This window comes from Bosea vaviloviae (genome assembly GCF_001741865.1).
GTDB classification, from domain to species: domain Bacteria; phylum Pseudomonadota; class Alphaproteobacteria; order Rhizobiales; family Beijerinckiaceae; genus Allobosea; species Allobosea vaviloviae.
This window is the reverse complement of the sequence record NZ_CP017147.1, coordinates 327,917-342,420: the sequence shown is the minus strand read 5'-3', so window position 1 is coordinate 342,420 and position 14,504 is coordinate 327,917. Positions and strand designations below refer to the sequence as shown.

12 protein-coding genes are annotated in these 14,504 nt (G+C 64.6%); 3 read left to right on the top strand and 9 right to left on the bottom strand.

The window, feature by feature from the left end; translation table 11 throughout:
* Positions 1-241 precede the first annotated feature (241 nt).
* Both BHK69_RS01600 and ung read left to right on the top strand, forming a co-directional pair.
* Entirely contained in the window at positions 242-1,756 is a 1,515-nt protein-coding gene (locus BHK69_RS01600; RefSeq protein WP_069688590.1) for a bifunctional metallophosphatase/5'-nucleotidase, read from the top strand.
* Positions 1,753-2,451 carry a uracil-DNA glycosylase gene (gene ung, locus BHK69_RS01595; RefSeq protein WP_069688589.1) on the top strand — a complete coding sequence of 233 codons (699 nt, stop codon included), beginning with the start codon at positions 1,753-1,755 and terminating at the stop codon, positions 2,449-2,451. Before BHK69_RS01600 ends, ung begins: the two co-directional genes overlap by 4 nt.
* Positions 2,452-2,687: 236 nt before the next feature.
* Here the strand turns inward: ung and BHK69_RS01590 are convergent, their stop codons facing one another.
* From BHK69_RS01590 to BHK69_RS01550, 8 genes are all read right to left on the bottom strand, one after another.
* Positions 2,688-3,920, bottom strand: coding sequence for a phenylacetate--CoA ligase family protein (locus tag BHK69_RS01590; RefSeq protein WP_069688588.1), 1,233 nt, complete (start codon positions 3,918-3,920; stop codon positions 2,688-2,690).
* Between the two features lie 34 nt (positions 3,921-3,954).
* Entirely contained in the window at positions 3,955-4,635 is a 681-nt protein-coding gene (locus BHK69_RS01585) for a zinc metallopeptidase (protein WP_069688587.1), read from the bottom strand.
* 26 nt (positions 4,636-4,661) lie between these two features.
* Positions 4,662-5,507, bottom strand: a complete 846-nt coding sequence (locus BHK69_RS01580; protein WP_069688586.1) for an ABC transporter ATP-binding protein — start codon at positions 5,505-5,507, stop codon at positions 4,662-4,664.
* A gap of 94 nt (positions 5,508-5,601) precedes the next feature.
* Positions 5,602-6,933 carry an ABC transporter substrate-binding protein gene (locus BHK69_RS01575; protein ID WP_069688585.1) on the bottom strand — a complete coding sequence of 444 codons (1,332 nt, stop codon included), beginning with the start codon at positions 6,931-6,933 and terminating at the stop codon, positions 5,602-5,604.
* Positions 6,934-7,063: 130 nt separating this feature from the next.
* A complete protein-coding gene (locus BHK69_RS01570; RefSeq protein WP_069688584.1) occupies positions 7,064-8,143 on the bottom strand; it encodes a branched-chain amino acid ABC transporter permease in 1,080 nt (359 codons plus the stop codon).
* 129 nt (positions 8,144-8,272) lie between these two features.
* Positions 8,273-9,187 carry a branched-chain amino acid ABC transporter permease gene (locus BHK69_RS01565; protein WP_069693274.1) on the bottom strand — a complete coding sequence of 305 codons (915 nt, stop codon included), beginning with the start codon at positions 9,185-9,187 and terminating at the stop codon, positions 8,273-8,275.
* Between the two features lie 343 nt (positions 9,188-9,530).
* The gene (locus tag BHK69_RS01555; protein WP_069688582.1) at positions 9,531-10,349 is read right to left on the bottom strand and encodes an ABC transporter ATP-binding protein; all 819 of its coding nucleotides are present in this window, start codon (positions 10,347-10,349) and stop codon (positions 9,531-9,533) included.
* The gene (locus BHK69_RS01550) at positions 10,346-12,322 is read right to left on the bottom strand and encodes an AMP-dependent synthetase/ligase (RefSeq protein WP_199579019.1); all 1,977 of its coding nucleotides are present in this window, start codon (positions 12,320-12,322) and stop codon (positions 10,346-10,348) included. Before BHK69_RS01550 ends, BHK69_RS01555 begins: the two co-directional genes overlap by 4 nt.
* 1,018 nt (positions 12,323-13,340) lie before the next feature.
* On the opposite strand from BHK69_RS01550, the gene BHK69_RS01540 reads away from it, so the two are divergent.
* Positions 13,341-13,682 carry a hypothetical protein gene (locus BHK69_RS01540; protein ID WP_069688580.1) on the top strand — a complete coding sequence of 114 codons (342 nt, stop codon included), beginning with the start codon at positions 13,341-13,343 and terminating at the stop codon, positions 13,680-13,682.
* Positions 13,683-13,789: 107 nt separating this feature from the next.
* Here BHK69_RS01540 and BHK69_RS01535 read toward each other — a convergent pair whose 3' ends face one another.
* Positions 13,790-14,464: a Crp/Fnr family transcriptional regulator gene (locus BHK69_RS01535; protein ID WP_069688579.1), complete on the bottom strand. Its 675-nt coding sequence runs from the start codon at positions 14,462-14,464 to the stop codon at positions 13,790-13,792.
* Between the last annotated feature and the right edge of the window lie 40 nt (positions 14,465-14,504).

The window sequence follows — 14,504 nt, the reverse complement described above, 5'->3', positions numbered from 1 at the left end:
TTTTCGTCCAGTCGCGAAGCGCGCCAGGCAGGGGGGTGCGACACTAGAGCCGGATGATTCCAGATCGGATCCGATCTGAAATCTGAATCCGTCTCTTATCAAAGAGTTAGAGCAGGACCAATGCGAAAAACCGGTTCCCACTTTTTCGCGCCCTGCTCTAGCGAACGGGCCTGCGCCGGCACTGGTCAATGCGGCCCGGGCTTTGCTAGTTTGCGCCGGTTCTCAAGCAGAGGCTCCCACCATGTCCGCACTGACTCGCCGCAAGGCGCTCGGCGTCATCGCCGCCCCGGCGGCGCTCGCCGCGACCGGCACCATGGCGCAGGTGCCGGCTCCCGCCTTCACGCTGCTTCTGGTCAACGACATCTACAAGATGAGTGACGACAAGGGCAAAGGCGGTTTCGCGCGGGCTGCCGGCATCGCCCGGGCCGAGCGGGCCAAGGGCGTGCCGGTGCTGTTCTGCCATGCCGGCGACTGCTACTCGCCCTCGCTGATGTCGGGCTTCGACCAGGGCGCCCATATCGTGGCGATGCAGAACAAGATGGGGCTCGACGTCTTCGTGCCGGGCAATCACGAATTCGATTTCGGCAAGGAGAACTACCTCAAGCTCGTCGCCGCCCAGACCTATCCGACCTTCGCCGCCAATCTGCGCGACGCGAGCGGCAATGTCTTGCCCGGCCACAGGGATTCGCAGATCTTCGAGCTCGGCGGCGTCAAGGTCGGCGTCATCGGCACGACTTATGATCCGACGCCGCAGCTCTCCAACCCCGGCGATCTGAAATTCTCCTCGACCATGGAGGCGCTCCAGCGCGAGGCGCGGACCTTGAAGGCGCAGGGCGCCGACATCCTCGTCGCCGTCGTTCATGCCGAGCGCCGCACCGATCTCGAAATCGTCCGCTCGCGCGTCGTCGACATCGTACTGACCGGCCACGACCATGACCTTGCCATCGCCTATGACGGCAAGGTCGTGATGGTGGAGTCGAATGAAGAGGGCAATTACGTCACCGCGATCGACATCGCGGTGAGCATCACCGGCGAGGGCGCGGCCCGCCAGGTTTCCTGGTCGCCGACCTTCCGGGTCAACGACAGCCGCGCCGCCACGCCCGACCCCGAGGTCGCCGCGATCGTGAAAGGTTACGAGACCGAGCTCTCGAAGGAGCTCGACATCGAGATCGCGACCCTCGCCGCCCCGCTCGATTCCCGCACCGGCGTCATCCGCACGCAGGAGACGGCGATCGGCAATCTGATCTCCGACGCCATCCGCGCCTCGACCGGCGCGCAGCTCGCCATCACCAATGCCGGCGGCATCCGCGCCAACAAGCAATATGCGGCCGGCTACAAGCTGACGCGGCGCGATGTGCTGAGCGAACTGCCCTTCGGCAACGCCACGATCATGGTCCAGATCACCGGCAAGGATGTGAAGGACGCGATCGAGAATGGCCTGGGCCCGGCCCCGCAGGGCTCGGGCCGCTTTCCGCAGGTCTCCGGGCTGACCTTCGAGGCCGATATCAAGCGCCCGGTCGGCCAGCGCGTCGTTTCGATCACTGTCGAGGGCAAGCCGATCGACGAGGCGGCGAACTACACCGTCGCCTCCAACAACTTCATGCTTGCGGGCGGCGACGGTTACACCTCGCTGGCGCGCGGCAGGACGCTGATCGGCCTGACCGACGGCAAGCTGATGGCCAATGAGGTGATGGTCTATCTGCGCCGGCTCGGCACGGTCGACGCCAAGGTCGAGGGCAGGGCAATTCTCAAGTGAGCAGCTATGAGGCGGCGCTCGCCGCGTTCCTGGCGACGCCGGCTTCCGAAGGGTGGCGCGATCTCGTCGTGTTCCGCGACGGGGCGGCGGCGCGAGCTTGCGTCCGGGCCGATGCGGAGGTTGCGGCCGGCCATGTCGTCGCGCCCGCACCGGGGCGGGTCCTTGCAGCGTTGGCGACGACGCCTTTCACTGAGGTCCGCATCGTCATCCTGGGCCAGGATCCCTATCCGACGCCGGGCGATGCCAATGGGCTTGCCTTCTCCTATGTCGGTCCGCCGCCTTTGCCGCGCTCGCTGGTCAATATCCATCGTGAATTGCAGGACGATCTCGGCGCGGCGGGGCCTGCGAGCGGCGATCTGACGGCGTGGGCGCGGCAAGGCGTGCTCTTGCTCAACACCGCGCTTACCGTGCGCGAGGGGGCCAGCAAGGCGGGCTCGCATCTGGCGCTCGGCTGGGGCGCCGTCACCGACGCGGTCATCGCCAGCGTCTCGGCCCGCCGGCCCCATGTCGTCTTCCTGCTCTGGGGCAACCCCGCCCAGGCCAAGCGCGGATTGATCGATGAGGCGCGCCATCTGGTGCTGGCGAGCGCGCATCCCTCGCCGCTCTCGGCGCGGCGCGGGTTTTTCGGGTCAAAGCCGTTTTCGCGTACGAATGCGTGGCTGGAGGCGAAGGGGGAGAAGGCGATCGATTGGTGAGGGGCGGGGGTGAGGTGTAGGCCGTTCGACCAGTTGCGTGACGACCTTTCCGTCATTGCGAGCGCAGCGAAGCAATCCAGAAGACGTAGAGCGAGCCCTCCTGGATTGCTTCGCTGCGCTCGCAATGACGAGGGAGCAGCGGTCAGGTCGCGGCCAAAACGTCAAACGGCCGACCCCTCACCCTGCCCTCTCCCTGCGGGAGAGGGTTCCCCGCGCCCTTTCGGCAATGAAGCGCGCTACCCCACCGGCCGCTCGTCCGCGATCACCTTGCCATCGTTCGGCAAGGCCCCGAGCGGAAGGATCTCGACGGCGCCTTTCAGCTTGGTGACCTGCTGCAGGGTCGAGGAGACGGCATCGATCAACCCTGCGGGTTCGGCATAGATCTCAGCCTTCAGCGTCATCGTGTCGACCTCGTTGGCGCGGCCGACGACGAGGCGCAGCTTGGCGATCTCGGCATGGCGCTTGGCGATCTCGGCGACCTGCTCGGGGCGCACGAACATGCCCTTGACCTTGGCGGTCTGGTCGGCGCGGCCCATCCAGCCCTTGATGCGGATGTTGCTGCGCCCGCATGGGCTCGCGCCCGGCATGACGGCGGTGAGATCACCGACCGCGAGCCTGATCTGCGGGTGATGCGGGTCGAGATTGGTGATGACGATCTCGCCGACCTCGCCCTCCGCCACAGGGTCGCCGGTGCCCGGCCGCACGATCTCGACGATCAGGTTCTCGTTCAGCACCATGCCTGCGCGCGCGCTCGTCTCATAGGCGATCACGCCGACATCGGCGGTGGCGTAGAGCTGGTAGGCGTCGATGCCGTGCTCCTTGACCCAGGCCTGGAGCGAGGGCGGGAAGGTCGCGCCCGAGACCACGGCGCGTTTCAGGCAGGAGATGTCGACGCCGCGCACTTCAGCCGCCTCGATCAGGATCTTGAGGAAATCGGGCGTGCCGGCATAGCAGGCGGGGCGGTAGGCCGAGATCACTTCCATCTGCTGCTCGGTGTTGCCGGGGCCAGCCGGGATCACGGCGCAGCCGAGCGCGCGCGCGGCCGAATCCATGATGAAGCCGCCCGGCGTCAGATGGTAGCCGAAGGTGTTGAGCACGACGTCGCCGGCCCGGAAGCCCGCCGCGTAGAGCCCGCGGGCCGCGCCCCAGGGATCGCTGCCGGTGCCCTCCGGCTCGAAGATCGGACCGGGTGAGGTGAAGAGCCGGCCGAAGGAGCCGAGCGGCGCAGAGACGAAGCCGCCGAAGGGCAAGGCGGTCTTCTGGAGCGCGGGCAAATCGGCCTTGCGCAGGATCGGTAGGGTGGAGAGCGAATTGCGATCGGTGATCGCGGCCGGGTCGATGCCAGCGAGCCGCTCGGCATAGGCCGGGGTCTTCAGGGCGGCAGCGAGCACGGCCGGCAGCCGCGCGAAGAGATCGGCCTCGCGGGCATCGGGCGAGCGGGTTTCGAGGGCGTCGTGATGCTCGCTCATCGGTCAAATCCTCACGAAAACGGGCCGCCTCGTCTCAGCGGATGATCCGCAGCAGGCGGAGAAAATTCAGAAGGCCGATCAGGGCCCCGGCGACATAGGTGAAGGCAGCGGCACGCAGCACGCCGCGTGCGGCGGGCAGATCGCGCGAGTCGAGATAGCCGTCGGCGGTCAGGATCGGCAGCGCCTTGCCGAAACTGGCGTCGAGCTCCAGCGGCAGCGTCACCAGATGCACGACGAGCCCGACACCGAGCAGCGCGATGGCGAGGCCGAACTGCATCAATCCGATCGAGGGCACGCGGGTGAGAATGGCGACGAGCGGAGCCGTGATCATGATCCCCATCGCGACCTTGTCGAAGATGCCGAGGAACCGAGCGAGCGCGGTCCGCCAGGCGAAGAGCACGCTGCCTTGATGATGCTGGATCGCATGGGCGACCTCATGGGCCGCGACCGCGACGGCCGTGATCGAGCGCCCGTCATGATTGTCGGGAGAGAGCCGCACAGCGCGGGCGCCCGGGTCGTAATGATCGCCGCTGGGCGTCGACTCGACGGTGACCGAACCGAGCTGGAAGCGGTCGAGCAGATGGCGCGCGAGCTCACCGCCGGTGCCGGGCAGATCGGGACGATCCGCGGCGTGCCGGCTCATCTCGTGACGGACCCAGGCCTGTGGCCCGAAGACCAGCAGGATCACCAACAGGGCGATGACGAGATAGAGCATGGGATGCCACCTTGCGTTCCATCGGCTCAGGAGAGCCAGCGCTTGCGGCGTTTATAGCTTTTGACCTCGCGGAACGACTTTTTGTTGCCTTCGGCGACGCCGAGATAGAACTCCTTCACGTCCTCGTTCTCGCGCAGCATCGAAGCTTCGCCATCCATCACGACGCGGCCGGTCTCCATGATGTAGCCATAGGTCGCGTAGCGCAGGGCCATGTTGGTGTTCTGCTCGGCGACGAGGAAGGAGACGCCATCCTCGGCATTGAGCCGGCGCACGATCTCAAAGATCTCCTCGACGATCTGTGGTGCGAGCCCCATCGAGGGCTCGTCGAGCAGGATCATCTTGGGCTTCGACATCATGGCGCGGCCGACCGCGCACATCTGCTGCTCGCCGCCCGAGGTGTAGCCGGCCTGAGAGGTCCGGCGCTGCTTCAGGCGCGGGAAGAGCTCGTAGATCTTCTCCAGGTCGCGCTTGATCGCGGCGTTGCCGTCGCGGCGGGTGAAAGCGCCGGTCAGCAGGTTCTCCTCGATCGAGAGATGGCCGAAGCAGTGCCGCCCCTCCATCACCTGGATGCAGCCGCGCCGGACCAACTCATTGGGCGACATCTTGTCGACGCGCTCGCCCTCGAACACGATCGAGCCCTTGGTGACCTCGCCGCGCTCGGCCTTGAGCAGGTTCGAGATCGCCTTCAGCGTCGTGGTCTTGCCGGCCCCGTTGGCGCCGAGGATCGCGACGATGCCCTTGCGCGGGACATGCAGGGAGACGCCCTTCAGCACGAGGATGACGTGATCATAGATCACCTCGATATTGTTCAGCGACAGGATGTTGTCGGTGGCGGTGCTTGTGTTGGGCGTTTCGAGTGTCGCTATCGACATGGCGGTTCCCCGGCAGTGGGCAATCGGCAGTCGGCAGTCGGGTTGGCAGCCGGAAAAACCGACTGCCGATTGCCCACTGCCGACTGCCGTCAGATCAGGACGACTTCTCGCAAGGCTCGGTCCGCTTCGGCCAGCCGGTCGCCTTCTCCACATAGTCCTTGGCGTTGGCTTCGATCAGCGGGCGGACCTCGTCCTTGAGCGGCTCGAGCCAGTCGCCGGGCTTGGTCCATTTGGTGCCGTCCCATTCCGCGACATAGGCCTTGCTGTGGCCGGAATGGTCGGTGCAGGAGATGGTGGTCGGCGTGGCGAAGCCTTCCATGCCGATCTCCTTCAATCGCGCCTCGGTGATGTTCAGGCTCTCCAGGCCGCGGCGCATGTCCTCGGCGTTGATCACCTTCTTGCCGGTGAGCTTCTGGGCGTTGCGCATCGCCTCGACGACGAGCATCGAGTTGTAGACGCCGCGATTATAAAGGTTCTCGCCGACCTTCTCCTTGGCAGCGAGGCTCTTGCCCTTCTCCACGACGTATTTCTGGATGTCCTGGATCACCGGGAAGTTGGTGCCCGCGGCGTTGAGGTTGAGCGACTTGTAGCCCTTGGCCTCGGGGCCGCCGGCGCGTGCGTCGTCATCGCCGCCAGCCCACCAGACGCCGACCAGCTTGTTGATCGGGAAGTTGTTCTTGATCGCCTCCTTCACCGCGGTCGGGTTCATCGCGCCCCAGCCCTGGTTGTAGAGGTAGTCTGGCCGGTCGCGCCGGATCGAGAGCCAGAGCGAACCCTGGTTCTGCATGTCGGCGGCGGCTACGGGATAGATCTTGAGCTCGAAGCCGTATTTCTTGGCGAGGTTCTCGAGCACCGGGATCGGCTCCTTGCCGAAGGGCGCATCGAGATGGATCAGGCCGAGCTTCTTGCCCTTGAGCTTGTCCATGCCGCCGAGTTCGGCCGCCATGTGCTTCACCATCAGCGAAGCGCCGTCCCAATAGGTGAAGGGCGGGATGAAGACCCAGGGAAAGTTGGTGCCGTCGGCCGAGGCCGAGAGGCCATAGGCCATCGACAGGATCGGGATCTTGTCGATATGGGCGCGCGGAATGGCGGCGAGCGTCGCGCCGGTCGACCAGGGCGAGTAGAGGATGGTGTTCTTCGACTTGGCCTGCTCGTAGCACTCGATCGACTTCTTGGTGTCGTAGCCGGTCTCGCATTCCTCATAGACGACCTTGACGCCGTTCACGCCGCCGTCGCGCTCGTTGATCATCGTGATGTAGTCGCGCATGCCGTCGCCGATCGGAATGCCGGAGCCCGAGAACGGACCGGTGCGATAGGCGTTGTTGGCGAAGTAGACGCTGTCCTGGGCAAGGGCCGGAGCGACTTGCGCGCTCGCGGCGAGGAGCGAGCCCAGCGCCGCTCCCTTCATCAGCTTGGTCGTCTTCATGATGGTTCCTCCGTCGTTTCCACCGATCCTGGCCTTGAACGCCGGACCGTCTCCTCTTCGCCTGCCGCATTGAGACCGCGCAGGTCGTTTTGTTGGGCTCCTCTCCGCCGCGCCGGGGAAAGGGCCGACCTCAATAAGGGAATGGCCAGGTTCGCAGTTTCTGCTTCCCGATCTGCCAGAGCCGCGCGAGGCCATGCGGCTCGACGATCAGGAAGGTGATGATCAGCGCGCCGACGAGCATGAAGGTGACATGCTCGGCCGCAGCGCCCGAGAGCGGGACGCCGAGCGCCGGCAGGCCGAATTTCAGGATGGTCGGCAGGCTGGCGATGAAGGCGGCCCCGAAGAAGGAGCCGATCAGCGAGCCGAGCCCGCCGATGATGACCATGAACAGGATGTTGAAGGAGAGGCGGATGTTGAAGACGTCGGCCGCTTCGCCGCCGCCATACCAGAAGAAGATCATCATCGCGCCGGCGACGCCGGCATAGAAGGACGAGACGGCGAAGGCGGTGAGCTTGGCGTTGAGCAGCTTGATGCCCATCAGCTCGGCGGCGATATCCATGTCGCGCACCGCCATCCAGGAGCGGCCGAGCTTGCCATGCACCAGGTTCGAGGCGAACCAGGTCAGGCCTACGACCAGCACGAGGCAGACGAAATAACGCGTCTCAGGCGAAGCCGAGGCGCCGGTGATGGGGAGGCCGAAGAGCGTGCGCTGCGGCACCTCGATCGCGCCCGAGGCGTTGTAGTTGAACAGCCAGGGTACGCGCACGAAAGCCCATTGCAGGAAGAACTGCGCGGCGAGCGTCGCGACAGCGAGATAGAAGCCCTTGATGCGTAGCGAGGGCAGGCCGAAGAGCACGCCGATCGCCGCCGAGAACAGGCCGGAGACCAGCACGAGCACGATGACGTTGATGCCGGGAAAGAAGGTCGTCAGTTTGTAGGCGGCATAGGCGCCGACACCCATGAAGGCGGCGGTGCCCAGCGAGATCAGCCCGGTATAGCCGGTCAGGATGTTGAGCCCGATCGCGGCAAGCGAGAACACCAGGAAGGGGATCATCACCGAGGAGATGAAGAAGTCGTTGCCGATCAGCGGCACGCCGATAAAGGCAAGCGCCAGGATGACGGCGATGCCGACCCGGTCCTGCCAGATCGGGAACACCGCCATGTCGGCGGAATAGGTCGATTTGAACTGGCCGGCTTCGCGATAGAACATTTTCTCAAGCTCCGCTTGAGGTGCGAATTGGGAGTGGCGAGTGGCGAGTGGATTTGGTCGCCAATGAAGCGCCGACTGAAGCCAAATCCATCGCCTTATTCGCCATTCGCCATTTCGCCACTCGCCGCATCAGATTCTCTCGATGATCTTGTCGCCGAACAGCCCTTGCGGGCGGAACAGCAGGAAGCCCAGCGCGATGAAATAGGCGAGCCAGCTCTCGATGCCGCCGCCGATCAGCGGGCCCCAATAGAACTCGCCCAGCTTCTCGCCGATGCCGATGATCAGGCCGCCGACGATGGCGCCCGGGATCGAGGTGAAGCCGCCCAGGATCAGCACGGGCAGGGCCTTCAGCGCCACGATCTCGAGCGCGAAGGAGACGTCCGAGCGCGCGCCCCACATGATGCCGGTGATGAGGGCGACGATACCGGCGGTGAACCAGACGATGACCCAGATCTGATTCAGCGAGATACCGACCGAAAGCGCCGCCTTGTGGCTGTCGGCCACTGCCCGCAAGGCTCTTCCGATGCGCGTGTATTGGAAGAAGGCGGCGAGAGCGGCGATCATCACCGAGGCGATGACGGCTGCCGCGATATCGATCTTCTGCAGCGAGACCAGGCCGCCGAACAGTTTCAGGTCGATCGCCCCCTTGGGCAGCCAGAGCTGATCAGCGATCATCTGCTTGGGGCTGCCGCCGAAAACCGCCTCGCCGAAGCCGATCAGGAAATAGGTGATGCCGAAGGTCGCCATGAACAGGATGATGTCGGGCTGGTTGACCAGCGGGCGCAGCACGACGCGTTCGATCGTGACGGCGAGCGCGAACATCACGCCGAGCGTCAGGATCACGGCGAGGAAGGCTGGCACGCCCTTCTCATAGAGCCCGACCAGGGTCAGCGCCGCGAACACCACCATGATGCCCTGGGCGAAGTTGAACACGCCCGAGGCCTTGAAGATCAGCACGAAGCCGAGCGCGATCAGCGCGTAGAGCACGCCGGAGACGAGGCCCTCCCAGATCGTCTGGGCGAGCAGGTCCGGGGCCTGGACCATCTGCTGGAACGGGTCGACGAAGATCGCATAGAGCGTGTTCGACTGGTCGAAGCGGATGCCGATGATGCCGGCCACGACGATCGCGCCGAGGACCAGCGCGGCGCGGACGCGGAAGCTGTTGAAATTGATCCCGCCCAAGGAACCGAGTGTCGCGTCGCTCATGGCTGCAGGCCCTCGCTCGCAAATACATACTCACCGTCATCCTGGACACCGCGAAGCGGAGACCCGGGATCCATCGCGGCGCTCCGGAGCCCTCCGATGGATCCCGGGTCTGCGCCACTATGTGGCTTGCCCGGGATGACGGTGCGGATGGAGAAATGCTCTATGGCGAAGGTGATGGCCATCAGTGCGCCACTCCCAAATAGGCGTCGATCACCTTCTGATCGCGCTTCACCTCATCAGGCGTGCCGTCGGCGATCTTGCGGCCGTATTCGAGCACCACGACGCGGTCGGAGAGATCCATCACCACGCCCATGTCGTGCTCGATCAAGGCGATGGTCGTGCCGAACTGGTTGTTCACGTCGAGGATGAAGCGGCACATGTCCTCCTTCTCCTCGAGGTTCATGCCGGCCATCGGCTCGTCGAGCAGCAGCAGCTCCGGCTCCATGGCGAGCGCGCGGCCCAGTTCCACCCGCTTCTGCAGGCCATAGGGCAATTTCCCGACGGGCAGCTTGCGGATGTGCTGGATCTGCAGGAAGTCGATGATGTCCTCGACCACCTTGCGATGCTCGATCTCCTCGGTCATCGCCGGGCCGTGACGCAGCGCCTGCCAGAAGAAGTTCCGGTGCATCTTCAGCGTGCGGCCGGTCATGATGTTGTCGAGCGTCGACATGCCCTTGAACAGCGCGACGTTCTGGAAGGTACGGGCGATGCCGTCGGCAGCAGCCTGGTGCGGCTTCACCTTGGCGCGGCGCACGCCCTTATAGGTGATCTGGCCTTCTTGGGGATGGTAGAAGCCGTTGATGCAGTTGAGCATCGAGGTCTTGCCGGCGCCGTTGGGGCCGATGATGGCGCGGACCTCGCCCTTGCGGATGTCGAAGGAGACGTCCGAGATCGCCTTCACCCCGCCAAAGCGCAGCGAGATGTTGTCGACCGACAGCAGGACCTCGCCCTTGTCGCGGTGCAGCGGTTCCCCGGTCACGTTCATGGTCTCGACATTCATGCCGCCCTCGCCGGAGTTGGCGCGGTTACCGGATAGGTCTTGGCGTCGCGGACCTTGACGCGGGCGGAGATCACGCCCTTGCGGCCGTCCTCGAAGGTCACTTCGGTGGAGATGTCGGCGATGTCCGAACCATCATAGAGCGCGGCGACGAGAGGAGCGTAGCGCTCGGCGATGAAGCCGCGCCGGACCTTCTGGGTGCGGGTCAGTTCGCCGTCATCGGCGTCGAGTTCCTTATGCAGGATCAGGAACCGCTTGATCTGCGCCCCGCCCATCAGGGGCTCGGCGGCGAGCGAACGGTTCACCTCGTCGACATGCTTGGCGATCATGTCGTAGACGAGATCGTGGCCGGCCAGTTCCTGGTATGACGCGTAGACGACATTGTGACGCTCGGCCCAGTTGCCGACCGCGGTCAGGTCGATGTTGAGCGCGACGGTGGCGTAGTCGCGGCCCTGGCCGAAGGCGACGACCTCCTTGATGTTGGGATAGAATTTCAGCTTGTTCTCGATGTATTTCGGCGGGAACAGATCCCCCGAGGAGAGCTTGCCGACATCCTTGGCGCGGTCGATGATCTTGAGATGGCCGGTCTCGTCGAAGAAGCCGGCATCGCCGGAGCGGACATATCCGTCGGCGGTCATCGTCTCCGCGGTCTTCTCGGGATCCTTGAAATAGCCGCCGAAGATCGAGGGCGAGCGGTAGAGCACCTCGCCATTGTCGTCGATCCGGATTTCGACCAGCGGCGCGGGGCGGCCGACCGTGTCGGCCTTGATCTCGCCATTGGGCTGCATGGTGATGTAGACGCCGGCTTCGGTCTGTCCGTAGAGCTGCTTCAGATTGACCCCGATCGAGCGATAGAACTTGAACAGCTCGGGGCCGATCGCCTCGCCGGCGGTATAGCCGACCTTGATGTTGCTCAGGCCGAAGCGGTTGCGCAGGGGCGCGTAGATCAGGATGTCGCCGAGCTTGTAGAGCAGCCTCGCGCCCAGCGGCACGCTCTCGCCGTTCAGGATCTTCTCGCCGTGCTGCTTGGCCACGCCGAGGAAGTAGTGGAACATCTTGCGCATCAGCGGGCCGGCATCCTCCATGCGCACCATGGTGATGGTCAACATGGTCTCGAAGACGCGCGGCGGCGCGAAGGCGTAGGTCGTGCCGACTTCGCGCCGGTCGTCGACGACGGTTTCGGGCCCTTCCGGGCAGTTCACGCAGAAGCCCGCGACGATCGCCTGCGCATAGGAGAAGACATGGTCGCCGACCCAGGCGATCGGCAGATAGGCGATGACCTCGTCGCTCTCGTTCAGGCCGTCGAACTGGCAGCCGATCTCGGCGGCGGTGATGACGTTGAAGTGGCTGAGCATGACGCCCTTGGGCCGGCCGGTCGTGCCCGAGGTGTAGAGGATGATGCCGAGATCGGAGCCTGAGCCGGCCTCCATCTCGCGCTCATGGGCGGCTGCGGCCTCGGGGCTCGCCTTCAGCGCGTCGCGCCCGCCAGCGATGACCTTGTCGATCTCGTGCAGTTTGCCGTGGTCGTAGTCGCGCAGGCCGCGCGGCTCGTCATAGAGCATCTGGCGCAGATGGGGCAGGCGCTCGGCGATGGAGAGGACCTTGTCGACCTGCTCCTGGTCCTGCACGCAGGCGAAGACCGCCTCGGCATGGTCGAGCACATAGGCCATCTCCTCGGCGACGCTGTCGGCATAGACCGGCACGGGAACCGCGCCGATCCATTGCGCGGCGCACATCGACCAATAGAGCCTGGGTCGGTTGTAGCCGATGATCGCGACCTTCTCGCCGCGCTTCAGGCCGAGATCCTGGAGACCCCTGGCGAAGCTGCGCACCTGCTCGGCCACTTCGGCCCAGGTCCAGGACTGCCAGATCCCGAGATCCTTGTGCCGGAACGCGATGCGCGAACTGCGCTCGCGCGCATTGCGCAGCAGCAATTTCGGAAAGGTATCCGCCTGGCCGGCGCTTGCGCTTGCCACGATTGCATTCTCCACCCTGTCCGGCCGCCGTACATTGCAGCGACCTTCGTTTTGGCCGTTTCAGCCCTTGTTCTTGATGTGAGCCTCGCAGCCACCCCACATCTTTGCAAGGGGGGGCTTGACAGACAACTTGGCATTTGGTCGCTATTGTCTTGGGGTAGTGTGGTTTGGCGAATGCGGGCGCGCCAATGCGGCGAGCCTTGCTGTCATTCCGAGGCTTCGCGTGGCGAAGAGCCTGGAACCCATGGCCACCATTCATGCCAAATGAGCCCTGGCTCGGAACCACGCCGTCATCCTGGACAAGCCGCGTCAGCGGCGCAGCTCCGGGCTCCATCGGAGAGTGCAGTTCTCTTCGATGGATCCCGGGTCACCGCTTTGCTTCGCCCAGGATGACGTGGTCGCGCCTAGCTCTCGTATTGCGCCCGGCCGCTCCAGATCGAGGGTCGTGTTCGACCGATGGCGGACCTTGAGCAAGCTGAGATCCGGCGAGCTCGATCAAATTCCGGTTGTCGATCGGTGATCGCTACCGGAAAACCCAGCCTATGATCCACCGCATCACTCGTCCCAGCCCGAACAGGACGAATGCATAGGCGAAAACGAGCGGCACGCTGGCAAGTGCTCCAAGCAATGCGAAGCCGTCAAATGAGAAATGAAACAGAATATATACTGGGACGAAGATGCCGCCGGCAATTGTTGGGGCGAGTGCACTCTTTATCGGCCTATGTCGCCATCCCATAGTGAACAGGGTCATCGCCAAGGCGATGCAGGGGGCTCCGAGCATTAGGCCTTCTATTGTCATCCAGGCATTCTGCCCGATTGTCGCAAACGAAGCGTGAATATCACTGTGGAAGCCTAAGCATACAGCGACCATAAGCCCTATGCCCAAGCACGGCGCGAGCCCACCGTCCGATTCTTTTTATCCGCAGCATGATCGTAACCGTGCGCAATGGCGCGCAGGTGCCCTGGCCGCCATTCATCCGCCGTCTTCGGGCAGGATTGTCGAGGCGAGGACTGGCCTATGCGCGTTCTTGCCTCGATCTGCATGGTGGTGGTGCTGGCTGCGGGAGCAACGCAGACGCGCGCCCATCAGGCCGCCAGCGGTTGGGACTATCCTTTCGAGTGCTGCTCGGGCGCCGATTGCGCGCAGATTGACGCCGGTGCTGTCCGGGAGAACCCATCCGGCTTCGTCGTGACGATCGCGCCGGGGCGTCATCCGATGTGGCCGACCGAGCGCCGCGAACCTCTTATTCTCGAGATTCCCTATCAGAAAGCGCGCGCCTCACCGGACGGGCTTTGGCATTTGTGCATCAACGATGCGGGCGAACTGCTCTGCTTCTTCTCACCGGGGGGCGATTCATAGCGCCTGATCCGTCATTGCGAGGCGCGAAGCGACGAAGCAATCCAGGAGCGGCCGCGCTCTACGTCCGCTGGATTGCTTCGCTTACGCTCGCAATGACGATCGCCACCCTACCCCTCGTAGCGCGCCAGCCGCCCCAGATCCAAGATCGTCACCGAGCCGTGGCCGACCTCCAGCAGTCCCAGGCCCTCGAGCTTCGCCAGCCCCTGATTGGCGATCTGGCGCGACATGCCGGCGAGCAGGCCGAGCTCCTCCTGTGAGATCGCCAGCGTCCGGTCGAGATCGGGATAGAGGATCGGGTTGAACAACCAGGCGAGATTGCGCGCGAGGCGTCCGGTCGAATCGAGCGTGCGTTCGGTCTCGGCGATGGCGATGAACTGGGCGAGGCGCTCGTTGAACTGGTGCACCAGGAAGCGGTTGAAGGCCGCGCTGTGCTCGAACAGCCAGAGGAATGTCGAGCGCCGCATCAAGGCGAGCCTGGTCTCGCGCAGGGCGACGAGTTCGTAACGGCGAGGTTCGGCCTTGATCACCGTGCCCTCGCCGAACCAGGCGCCGGCGCGCATGCCCGCCAGCGTCGCCGATTTGCCGGTCTTCGAGGTGGTCGACATCTTGACCAGCCCCTCGGCGACGCCGGCCCAGGATTCAAGCCTGTCGCCGACATGACAGATAGAGACGCCCTTGCCATAGAGCTTGAGGCTGATGCCGCGCCGCGCTTCCTCGAATTCCGCCTCAGTCAGGTCGCGCGACCAAGCGGCGATGCGGCGGAGGTCTTCGGGCGTGATCAAGGGCGGGTGGTCCTTGGGGGGAGCTTGTGCGGTCAGTATG

Bases quoted from the DNA above. Each gene is read 5' to 3' on its own strand.
- BHK69_RS01570 (WP_069688584.1), bottom strand. From the start codon at position 8,143: ATGTTCTATCGCGAAGCCGGCCAGTTCAAATCGACCTATTCCGCCGAC.
- BHK69_RS01575 (WP_069688585.1), bottom strand. From the start codon at position 6,933: ATGAAGACGACCAAGCTGATGAAGGGAGCGGCGCTGGGCTCGCTCCTC.
- BHK69_RS01585 (WP_069688587.1), bottom strand. From the start codon at position 4,635: ATGCTCTATCTCGTCATCGCCCTGTTGGTGATCCTGCTGGTCTTCGGG.
- BHK69_RS01580 (WP_069688586.1), bottom strand. From the start codon at position 5,507: ATGTCGATAGCGACACTCGAAACGCCCAACACAAGCACCGCCACCGAC.
- BHK69_RS01540 (WP_069688580.1), top strand. From the start codon at position 13,341: ATGCGCGTTCTTGCCTCGATCTGCATGGTGGTGGTGCTGGCTGCGGGA.
- BHK69_RS01590 (WP_069688588.1), bottom strand. From the start codon at position 3,920: ATGAGCGAGCATCACGACGCCCTCGAAACCCGCTCGCCCGATGCCCGC.
- BHK69_RS01565 (WP_069693274.1), bottom strand. From the start codon at position 9,187: ATGGTCCAGGCCCCGGACCTGCTCGCCCAGACGATCTGGGAGGGCCTC.
- BHK69_RS01555 (WP_069688582.1), bottom strand. From the start codon at position 10,349: ATGAATGTCGAGACCATGAACGTGACCGGGGAACCGCTGCACCGCGAC.
- BHK69_RS01600 (WP_069688590.1), top strand. From the start codon at position 242: ATGTCCGCACTGACTCGCCGCAAGGCGCTCGGCGTCATCGCCGCCCCG.